We start from the raw sequence: 530 nt of genomic DNA, 5'->3' as shown, positions 1-530 counted from the left end.
CGGTCAGCGGGATGTCAAGACCTGGTAAGGTTCTTCGCGTTGCTTCGAATTAAACCACATGCTCCACCGCTTGTGCGGGCCCCCGTCAATTCCTTTGAGTTTCAGCCTTGCGGCCGTACTCCCCAGGCGGAGTGCTTAATGCGTTTGCTGCAGCACTAAGGGGCGGAAACCCCCTAACACTTAGCACTCATCGTTTACGGCGTGGACTACCAGGGTATCTAATCCTGTTCGCTACCCACGCTTTCGCGCCTCAGCGTCAGTTACAGACCAAAGAGCCGCCTTCGCCACTGGTGTTCCTCCACATCTCTACGCATTTCACCGCTACACGTGGAATTCCGCTCTTCTCTTCTGCACTCAAGCCTCCCAGTTTCCAATGACCCTCCACGGTTGAGCCGTGGGCTTTCACATCAGACTTAAGAAGCCGCCTGCGCGCGCTTTACGCCCAATAATTCCGGACAACGCTTGCCACCTACGTATTACCGCGGCTGCTGGCACGTAGTTAGCCGTGGCTTTCTGGTCAGGTACCGTCA

Annotated in this window: 1 rRNA gene; it reads right to left on the bottom strand. The window is 56.0% G+C overall.

What is annotated here, in order from left to right:
- Positions 1 to 530, bottom strand: a 16S ribosomal RNA gene (locus ACFSCZ_RS17670); the annotation flags it as partial.

It is taken from the genome of Siminovitchia sediminis (genome assembly GCF_042680885.1).
GTDB lineage: Bacteria > Bacillota > Bacilli > Bacillales > Bacillaceae_C > Siminovitchia > Siminovitchia sediminis.
Note: the sequence above shows the minus strand (reverse complement) of the source record. Positions and strands in the feature narration are given on the sequence as shown.